A 9193-nucleotide genomic window follows, 5' to 3' on the forward strand; every position below is an offset into this window, starting at 1 on the left:
GGAACCCAAGAAACCCAAGAAATCCGGGGAACCCGGGGAAGGGACAGGCGGGCGGTTCCCCCTCACGGTGGCGTTCCACCAGGTGTCCTTCGGCTACCGGCCCGGAGCCCCCATCGTCCACCACAATGTCTCCTTCGCCCTCCCCGCCCGCGGGCTGACCGCGTTCGTCGGTCCCTCGGGCGCGGGCAAGACCACGCTCTTCTCCCTGATGGAGCGCTTCTACGAACCCGACTCCGGTCGCATCCTGCTGGGTGGCGAAGACGTCCGGCAGTGGCCGCTGCACCGGCTGCGCGCCTGCATCGGCTACGTCGAGCAGGACGTCCCCGTCCTCGCGGGGACCCTGCGGGACAACCTGACGCTCGGCGGCATCACCCCTTCCCGGGACGAACTCGCACGTGTTCTGCGTCTGACCCGGCTGGACGAGGTCGCCGACCGCTCGCCCCGCGGGCTGGACAGCGATGTCGGCCACCGCGGCAGCCGGCTCTCCGGCGGCGAACGCCAGCGCGTGGCGATCGCCCGCGCCCTGCTGCGCCGCCCGTCGCTGCTCCTGCTCGACGAGGCCACCTCCCAGCTCGACGCGGCCAACGAAGCGGCCTTGCGCGACACCATCGCCGGCGCCGCCCACGACACCACCGTGCTCGTCATCGCCCACCGTCTGTCCACCGTGACGACCGCCCACCGGATCGTGGTCATGGAGACGGGGCGGGTACGGGCCGTGGGCACCCACACCGACCTCCTCGCCCAGGACGCGCTCTACAGCGAGCTGGTGAACACCCAGCTCCTGAACGGTGGTTCCGCTCACCGTCGGTAGACACGCCGGTGTGCGGCCACGGTGTGGAGCGGCAGTCGAGCAGGACTGCGAGAGCGACGACTACGAGGTCTCAAGCCTCGACTGCGAATACCCGCCCGAGGGGCGGACACCGGGGCCCACCCGCTGCTCGCCCCTCCCGGACCGGGACGCGAAGTGACCGCAGCCGGTGCGTCTCCGTGGCGGGCGGTGCTGTTCCCCGTATGGCGGGCGGCGCTGTTCCCCGTCGCTCGGACGGCGTTTTGCCGGAGCGGCAACAGAAGTGGCGTGACCGGGACTTGAGGGGTGACGGTGGGACCGTGACTGACAACATCACGGGATCGCCCGCTTCCGACGCCCCCTCCCTTCCCGCCCCTGCCTCCCCTGCTTCCCGTCCCTCCTCTCCCTTCCCCGCCGACGGATACGTCGGAGACCCCGCGGTGCGGGCGGAGTGGGACGACCGGTACACCGACCGGCAGCAGTTGTGGAGCGGCCGGCCCAACGGCGCACTCGTGGCCGAGGTCGCCGGCCTCGAACCCGGACGGGTGCTCGACGTCGGCTGCGGCGAGGGCGCGGACGCCGTCTGGCTCGCGCGCGGCGGCTGGGACGTGACCGCGCTCGAGGTCTCGGGCGTGGCACTGGAACGGGCGGCGGAACACGCGCGGGACGCCGGCGTCACCATTCACTGGGTGCACGCCGCGCTGACGGAAGCGGCGCTTCCGCCGGCCTCCTTCGACCTGGTCTCCGCGCAGTACCCGGCTCTGCTGCGCACTTCCGACGCCGCGGCCGAGCGAGCGCTGCTCGCGGCCGTCGCCCCCGGTGGCACGCTGCTGCTCGTGCACCACGCGGGGATGGACACCCAGCAGGCGCACGACAGCGAGTTCGACCCGGCCGACTACGTCTGGCCCTCGATGGTCACCGCCCTGCTCGACGACGACTGGACGGTGGAGGTGGACGAGGTGCGGCCGCGGGTGGCACCCGAGGGGGGCGCCGGCGCGCACCACACCGACGACGTGGTGCTGCGGGCGCGCCGGCTGCGCTGACGGCCCCTCCTCCCCCGCTGGGCGCAGACTCGGCAGCACGACGTCGTCGCAGTCGGCGCGGCGCAGCCGGGTCAGGTCCAGGGTCAGGCCGTCGCCGGTGCCGAAGGGGTGCCGGGTCACGGCCGCGTCGGTGACCCCGGCCGTCGTGCCGCGGGCGGGCGGCTGTTCCATCACGTTCCTCCGTACGTGGGAGAGGACGGGCGTGAGTGGGGACATGGGGGAGGTTCGGGCGAAGGAGGACGAAGGAGGGGGTCGGACGGAACAGGGGGCCCGGTGGAGCGGCCCCGGGACGAAGGCCGGGGATCGGCGTACAGGCGGGCCAGCCGCCCGGCGAAGTCGAGCGCGAAGGCGCCCGCGGCCCGTCCGGCGCCCTGTCCCGTGCCGCGGAAGGTGGTGAGCTGCCGCAGGAAAGCGGCCGGGCCGATGCGCAGTTCGCCCTCGGCGACGACCCTGTCCGGACCCGTGACCTGCCGGTGCGTGACCTGCTCGGGCACGACCTGTCCGCGCACGACCTGTCCGTACGCGATCTGCTCGTCCGGGGTCCGTTCGGCCAAGGTGCGTTCGACCGGGGTCCGTTCGTCCGGCGAGGACGCCCCCGTCGTCGTCCGTCCCGTGGCGACGACCCGTACGTCCAGCGTGGTCGTCTCCGGCCAGAGCCGGCACGGCGAACCTCCGGTGAGCCCTTTGACCCCGTGCAGGACGTACGGCGTTCCGTGCGCCGACGTGACCGCGAGGGTGTACACCAGCGCGAGCCGCGGAGCGCGTCCGGTGGGCGCCGTTGGCGGACCGGGCACGAAGAAGTCGACGGTCCCGGCCGTCACCGGGCGGCGGCCCCCTGGGCGAGCGGTTCCACCCAGCCCTCGGCGCGGGCCCGGCGGGCGCCCCGCAGGAACCCCTCGACGTCGTCCAGGGTCACCGTCAGCCGGGCGGCGGCCGGCCACCCGGCCGCCCCCGTCTCCCCCGTCTCCCCCGCGGCGCGTATCCGGCCCCGCAGCACTTCGGTGAACTGCACCGACGCAGCCGACACGCCATCACCCCCGTTGCCCCCGGCCGAATTCCCCGGCCCCGACCGACGCTACGGCGGCCCCGGCCCCGCGGCGTCAACCGCCGGCGGTGGATCCGGTGTCGTACCACCGCGGTAGCGTTCCCGCCCGTACAACCGGCGCGGTAGCCGGGGCCCCGACCGGCCGCCACGGCCCGACGGGGGCCCCGCCGGGCCGTGGCGGGACTCAAAAAGCCTCCACGCCCCCCGGTACGGCCGGGGGGCGTGGAGGCAGGTTGATGCGAAGGGCCTCGCTGTCAGGCGACAGCCGCGGACAGCCCGGAGGGGAAGAAGTCACTCCATTGGTCCGCCGGGAAGAGTTCCTGGGCCAGTTGCAGCAGCCGTTGCGGCTGCTGGCTCAGGCCGGTGACCGTCAGCGTCCGGTTCGCTTCCTGGCAGGCCAGCCGCTGGTGGACGAGCAGATGCAGCGCGGAGACGTCCATGAACTGGGCTTCCCGTAGGTCCCAGACCACTTCGGTGACGGGCTGCGGCAGTTTCTGGGCGGTGGCGAGCAGGGCGGGCAGGGTGTCGAAGTCGATCTCTCCGCGCGGGCGGATGACAGCCGTGGTGCCGTCGATCGTGGTGCTGATGCTCATGGCGGGCGCCCCCCCATCGGGGGTTGTGAGCCCAAGGACACACAGGCGCCTGCAGAGGCCGCCTGGCGGCAATGGCGGGACCGGGTGCCCATGTTGAGGGCGATTCCCGAAACCCGTGAACCGGTCCCCGCAACCCGCAGCAACGGGAGACCGATCAATCTCTTGTCCGGCCATAGTTGCACAGAGACAACCTTCCGGCCAGGACGTCCCGTACTGCGGAGCTCCCATGGACCGGTATGTGCGTCATCGAGGCCGAATGTCGCCCCTCGAAGCCGCGGCCGTACGGCGGGAGGCACGGGTACGTACGGCGGGGTGGGTCAGAGTGCCGGCTCGGGAAGCTCGCCGGGCTCGACCACGACGACCTCGACGCGGGTGCAGCCGGCCGCTTCCAGTGCCCTCCGGCGCTGCGTGGCCGAACGCTTGTTGTAGCGGCCGGCGGATGCCTGCGCCGCGCCGTCCGGGTCGGTCCACGTCAGGCTGTAGCGGCGTTTCGTACTCGTCATGCGGCCGTCCTCTCCGACGCCCCGGTCCGTGCAGGCCGTCATTCAAGCAGTTCATGGCCCGTTCAAGCCAGCAGCCTCCCATGCCCGGACCACGTCGGAAAGGCCGACCGGGGCAACCGGTGTGGCGTGAAGCACAGTGAGCCGTTCGAGACGTACGGGGCACCCGGTAACGCCTCATGACCGACCCGGCATCTCGTCCGTCACAGGGCCAGACGGGCGGTGATGGTCTTGCCGCCGCCGTCCGGACGCCTCCGTACGGCGACCTCGCGGCACAGCCGGCGCACCAGCGCCCAGCCGAAGCCTCCCGGCGTGCCGGGATGTGCGGTGGCGGGCGTGGCGGGTTCCCGCGGGCTCGCGTCGGTGACGTGCAGGACCAGTTCGTCCTCGCTGACGCGGGCCTCGAAGCCGAGGAGGCCGCCGCCGTGGCGGATCGCGTTGGTCACCAGCTCGCTGGTCACCAGCAGCGCGTCCCCAACAGTGGTGCGCACCGCGGGATCGTCGTCGGCACGGGCGCCGTAGAAGTCGCCCAGCACACGGCGTACTTCCTCGCGGGCTCCGGCAGCGGAGTCCACCTTTCGCTGCATGTGCCCCGTATCCACCGACTGCTCCCCCTGCTCCGCCGCGAACCGGCCGGCGCCTTCCACGCAACCGTCGTAGCCCATACTGCCTGCCGAACCCTGGTGCCCCCGCCACCGGCGATCAGACATGAGGCTCCGGTACCGGCCCGGGAACCGGCCGTCGCCGCCCGAGAAAAGCCGAAGCGGTACCTGGTCGCCGTGCGGCGGCGCCGGTAACGTGCCGGCGGTGCTCGCCTCCGTCCCGTTCGCACCACCGCCCACCCCGGTCCCGCACGGGGCGGGCCGCCGTCAACTCCTCCGCGGCCCCACCGCCGGGTCCGGCGGACAGGCCGCGACGAAGCCCTCATCGCACCCCCACCGCACAAGGAGTCCGCATGGCAACACCGTTGAGCCGCCGCACCGTTCTGGCCGCCGGCACGGGCGCCGCCGCCGGTCTCGCCCTGCCCGGCGTCGCCGCGCATGCCGACGACCGTGCCACCGGCAGTGTGAGATTCACCCTGAACGCCCGAGTGCTCGACGGCGGCGAACAGGTCACCTCGGTCACCCTGGGCACCTCCCGGCTCGGCCCGGTCGACCCGGCCGGTCTGACCGCCGGCACCTTCAGCGTGCACGCCAGGGCCACCAGCCCGATCCCCCTCGCCCCCGGCGACGTCATCCACGGCGAGTACGACCTCGACCGCACGGTGACCGCCGTCCGGCTCGACCACCGCGGCGACATCGTCCTCGAACTGGAGCACGCCGAGGGCCTGACCGGCGGCGGCACCCTCGGCTACCTCGCGGGCCGGGGCCGCAACGTGATGCTCGACCTCGCCTACACCATCACCCAGCACACCCCGATCGCGCTGCGCGACCACCGCCTGGTCACCATCGGGAACTTCGTGCAGAACCGCCGGCTGTCGGACCCCGAGGTCGACGCGTTCAGCTCCCACGTCTCCCGCTCGGGGATGAAGTACCGGCTGTACTCACCCGCCGGCCGCCACTCCTCCCGGCGGGACAGGCGCCCCCTCGTCGTCTGGCTGCACGGCGGGGGCGAGGGCGCCTCACTGCCCGACGGCTACTACGACAACGAGACCACGCTGCGGGCCAACCGCGGCGCGCTGGGCTTCGCCACCCCCCGGGCACAGCGCATCTTCGACGGCGCCTACGTCCTCGCGCCGCAGAGCACCTCCGCCTGGATGCAGGACGGCCCCCGCTTCGCCCCCCTCATCCACGAGATCATCGGCGACGTCGTGCGGGGGAACCGCGTCGACCGCGACCGGATCCATGTCGTCGGCTGCAGCAACGGCGGCTACATGAGCATGAAGATGACCACCGTCTACCCCACCCTGTTCGCCTCTTCCGTACCGATCTGCGGCGTCGTCACGTCCTTCCCGCCCGGTGGCGCACCGCTGATACCCGACAGCGAGCTGGCGGGGATCAGCACCCCCAGCTGGCTCGTCACCTCCCGTGACGACACCACCGTGGACCCGCAGGCCAACACCGTCCACGCGCACGGCCTCATCCCCGGCTCGCTCATGACGCTCTACGACGACGTCACCTGGAACGGCCACCGGTTCCCCGGCCACTGGTCGTGGATCTACGTCGCCCGCAACGACCCCAGCACGAACGGCACCCGCATCTGGCAGTGGATGGCGGCCCAGCACCGACGCTGACGGACCCCTGGGGCCGGGGCCCGGGGGGAGGGGGCCGCTGCGGCTGCGGCACGAGCGCCCTCTCCGCGCCACCCGTGCATCCGTGCTCCCGCTCCACCCCATCGGTGCGAATAGTCGCCGTTGCGCCGATTCCGCCGGTCGCCGGGCCGAGGATCGCTCTGCGGCTTCGGCGTTCCGGCGTTCCGGCGCTGTCCCTGTGGGTCCGGCCGCGCGGATCGACCGACGAGCGAGGAAGAGGGAGCGTGTATGCATCTGACTCCGCACGAGCAGGAGCGCCTGCTGATCCATGTGGCCGCCGACGTGGCCCGGCGGCGCCGTGAGCGGCACCTGCGGCTGAACTACCCGGAGGTCGTGGCGCTGCTGACGGCGCACGTGTACGAGGAGGCCCGGGCCGGGGCGACGGTGGACGCGGTCATGGAGTCCGGCCGGCGGGTGCTGACCCGGGACGAGGTCATGGACGGGGTCCCGGAGATGATCGGCGACGTGCAGGTCGAGGCGACGTTCCCGGACGGTACGAAGCTGGTGACGATCCACGACCCGTTCGACGAGGCGGACAAGGAGGTGACCGTCCATCCGGGCAAGGTGGAGCTCCTCCCCGACGACGAGGACCACCGGATCGCCTTCAACGCGGGGTCGGCCCATGTGGACCTGGTCGTGAGAAACCCCTGCGACCGCCCGGTCCAGGTGGGTTCGCACTACCACTTCGCCGAGGCCAACGAGGGACTCGACTTCGACCGCGAGGCCGCGCACGGCATGCGGCTGCACATCCCCTCGGGCACCTCGGAGCGGTTCGAGCCCGGCGACGAGCGCACCGTACGGCTGGTGCCCATCGCGGGTGAGCGCGTCGTCCGGGGCCTGCGGGCCGGCAAGACCGAGCGGGAGGCGAACCTCGATGGACGGTGAGACCGAGCGGCCGTACGACCCGCTGACGCGCTCCCGGTACGCCGACCTCTACGGTCCGACGGCCGGCGACCGGGTCCGGCTCGCCGACACCGACCTCGTGCTGCGCATCGACGCCGATCTCAGCGGCGGCCCCGGCCGCAGCGGTGACGAGATGGTCTTCGGCGGCGGCAAGGTGATCCGGGAGTCCATGGGCCAGTCGCACATTCCCCGCGACGATCCCCGCGAGCCGGCGGACACCGTGATCACCGGGGCGCTGATCCTGGACCACTGGGGTGTGGTGAAGGCCGATGTCGGGCTGCGCGACGGGCGGATCCAGGCGATCGGCAGGGCGTACAACCCCGAGACGATGGCGCCGGGTCCGGACGGTCTCCAGCGCTTCTCGGACTTCGTCGTCGGGCCCGAGACGGAGGTGATCGCGGGCAACGGGCGCATCCTGACCGCGGGCGGCGTCGACACCCATGTGCACTTCCTGTGTCCCGGGCAGATCCACGAGGCGCTCGCCTCGGGCGTGACCACGCTGATCGGCGGCGGCACCGGCCCGGCCGAGGGCAGCAAGGCGACCACGGTGACGCCGGGCAAGTGGCACCTGCGGCGGATGTTCGAGGCGCTGGACCCGTATCCGGTGAACATCGGCCTGCTCGCCAAGGGCAGCACGGTGTCCGAGAAGGCGCTGCGCGACCAGGTCGCCGCCGGCGCCCTCGGTTTCAAGATCCACGAGGACTGGGGGGCCACCCCGGCGGTGATCGACGCGGCCCTGCGGATGTGCGACGAGACCGGCGTCCAGGTCGCCCTGCACGCCGACTCCCTCAACGAGTCCGGGTTCGTGCAGCAGACCTTCGCCGCGACGAAGGACCCGGCCGCCGAGGACGACCGGTACCGCAGCCTGCACGTCTTCCATGTCGAGGGGGCCGGCGGCGGCCACGCGCCCGACATGATCAGCCTGGTCGGCAGGCCGAACGTGCTGCCCGCGTCGACGAACCCCACCCGTCCCCTGACGGTCAACACCGTCAAGGAGCACATCGACATGATGATCGTGTGCCACCACCTCAATCCGGAGGTCGACGCGGACATGAAGTTCGCCGACTCCCGCATCCGGCCCTCCACCATGGCCGCCGAGGACCTGCTGCACGACATGGGCGCCATCTCGATGATGTCCTCCGACGCGCAGGCCATGGGACGCATCGGCGAGATGATCATGCGGACCTGGCAGACCGCGCACGTCATGAAGACCCGCTACGGCCACCTCCACGAGGACGACGCGCAGGCGGACAACTTCCGCGCCCGCCGCTACGTCGCCAAGTACACGATCAACCCGGCCGTCACCCACGGCATCGACCACGAGGTCGGCTCCGTCGAGGTGGGCAAGCTGGCCGACCTGGTGCTGTGGGAGCCGAAGTTCTTCGGCGTGAAGACGCACATGGTCATCAAGGGCGGCCAGATCGCCTATGCGCAGATCGGCGACGCCAACGCCTCGATCCCCACACCGCAGCCGTTCCTGCCGCGCCCGGTGTGGGGGGCCGGCGGCCGCTCCCCCGGCGCGAACTCCTTCAACTTCGTGGCCGAACTGGCCGCCGACGGCGAGCTGTCCCGCAGCGGCCTGCTCAAGGGGCTGCGGGTCATCAAGGACACCCGCGGGGTGACGAAGGCCGACATGGTGCACAACGACGGCGTGCCGGAGGTCGTCGTCGGCCCCGACACCTTCGACGTCACCATCGGCGGCGCCGTCGAATCGGATGTGCGCACCACGGTCGACGGGCATCAGGTCGCGTTGAACTACGCCACCGAACTGCCCATGGCGCAGCGCTACTTCCTCTTCTGAACCGTCCGCGGCCCGTACGGGCCGTCCTCCTCGGAGAAAGGCGGGCCGCCGCCCCATGACCGGTGCTGCCCTGCTCGTCCTGGCCGACGGCCGCTTCCCGGCCGGTGGGTACGCCCACTCGGGAGGCATGGAGGCGGCGGTGGCCTCCCGCAGCGTGCACGACGCGGCGAGCCTGGCGGCGTTCTGCCGGGGGCGTCTGCACACCGCCGGGCTGACCGCTGCCGGTCTCGCGGCCGCCGCGACCGCCGGACACGACCCCCTGGCGCTGGA

General features: G+C 72.3%; 10 protein-coding genes and 1 pseudogene. 6 read left to right on the forward strand and 5 right to left on the reverse strand.

The features are described 5' to 3' along the window. Together HO151_RS00490 and HO151_RS00495 are read left to right on the forward strand one after the other, a co-directional pair. Positions 1-811 (forward strand): ABC transporter ATP-binding protein (locus HO151_RS00490; protein WP_173894160.1); only part of this gene is annotated, 811 nt, incomplete at its 5' end. Between the two features lie 416 nt (positions 812-1227). Next, on the forward strand, positions 1228-1830 hold the full coding sequence (locus tag HO151_RS00495) for a class I SAM-dependent methyltransferase (RefSeq protein WP_368039373.1): 603 nt from the start codon (positions 1228-1230) through the stop codon (positions 1828-1830). A 170-nt stretch (positions 1831-2000) separates the two neighbouring features. Here the strand turns inward: HO151_RS00495 and HO151_RS00500 are convergent, their stop codons facing one another. From HO151_RS00500 to HO151_RS00520, 5 genes are all read right to left on the reverse strand, one after another. After that, positions 2001-2651, reverse strand: coding sequence for a hypothetical protein (locus HO151_RS00500; protein WP_173894162.1), 651 nt, complete (start codon positions 2649-2651; stop codon positions 2001-2003). Next, positions 2648-2842: a hypothetical protein gene (locus HO151_RS00505; protein ID WP_217422737.1), complete on the reverse strand. Its 195-nt coding sequence runs from the start codon at positions 2840-2842 to the stop codon at positions 2648-2650. Before HO151_RS00505 ends, HO151_RS00500 begins: the two co-directional genes overlap by 4 nt. Before the next feature lie 287 nt (positions 2843-3129). Beyond that, positions 3130-3468: an STAS domain-containing protein gene (locus HO151_RS00510; RefSeq protein WP_173894164.1), complete on the reverse strand. Its 339-nt coding sequence runs from the start codon at positions 3466-3468 to the stop codon at positions 3130-3132. 317 nt (positions 3469-3785) lie between these two features. Then, positions 3786-3971, reverse strand: coding sequence for a hypothetical protein (locus HO151_RS00515; RefSeq protein ID WP_173894165.1), 186 nt, complete (start codon positions 3969-3971; stop codon positions 3786-3788). A 200-nt stretch (positions 3972-4171) separates the two neighbouring features. Then, entirely contained in the window at positions 4172-4678 is a 507-nt protein-coding gene (locus HO151_RS00520; RefSeq protein ID WP_254594605.1) for an ATP-binding protein, read from the reverse strand. A gap of 245 nt (positions 4679-4923) precedes the next feature. Here HO151_RS00520 and HO151_RS00525 point away from each other — a divergent pair, with 245 nt between their 5' ends. The 4 genes and pseudogenes from HO151_RS00525 to HO151_RS00540 all read left to right on the forward strand — a co-directional run. Then, positions 4924-6201 carry a PHB depolymerase family esterase gene (locus HO151_RS00525; RefSeq protein WP_173894166.1) on the forward strand — a complete coding sequence of 426 codons (1278 nt, stop codon included), beginning with the start codon at positions 4924-4926 and terminating at the stop codon, positions 6199-6201. A gap of 246 nt (positions 6202-6447) precedes the next feature. Beyond that, entirely contained in the window at positions 6448-7104 is a 657-nt protein-coding gene (locus HO151_RS00530) for an urease subunit gamma (protein WP_173894167.1), read from the forward strand. Continuing rightward, positions 7094-8923 (forward strand): urease subunit alpha, encoded by a 1830-nt coding sequence (locus HO151_RS00535; protein ID WP_173894168.1) that lies wholly within the window; start codon positions 7094-7096, stop codon positions 8921-8923. Before HO151_RS00530 ends, HO151_RS00535 begins: the two co-directional genes overlap by 11 nt. Before the next feature lie 55 nt (positions 8924-8978). Further along, positions 8979-9193, forward strand: a pseudogene (locus HO151_RS00540) (urease accessory protein UreF); the annotation flags it as partial.

This window comes from Streptomyces sp. 8P21H-1, assembly GCF_013302945.1.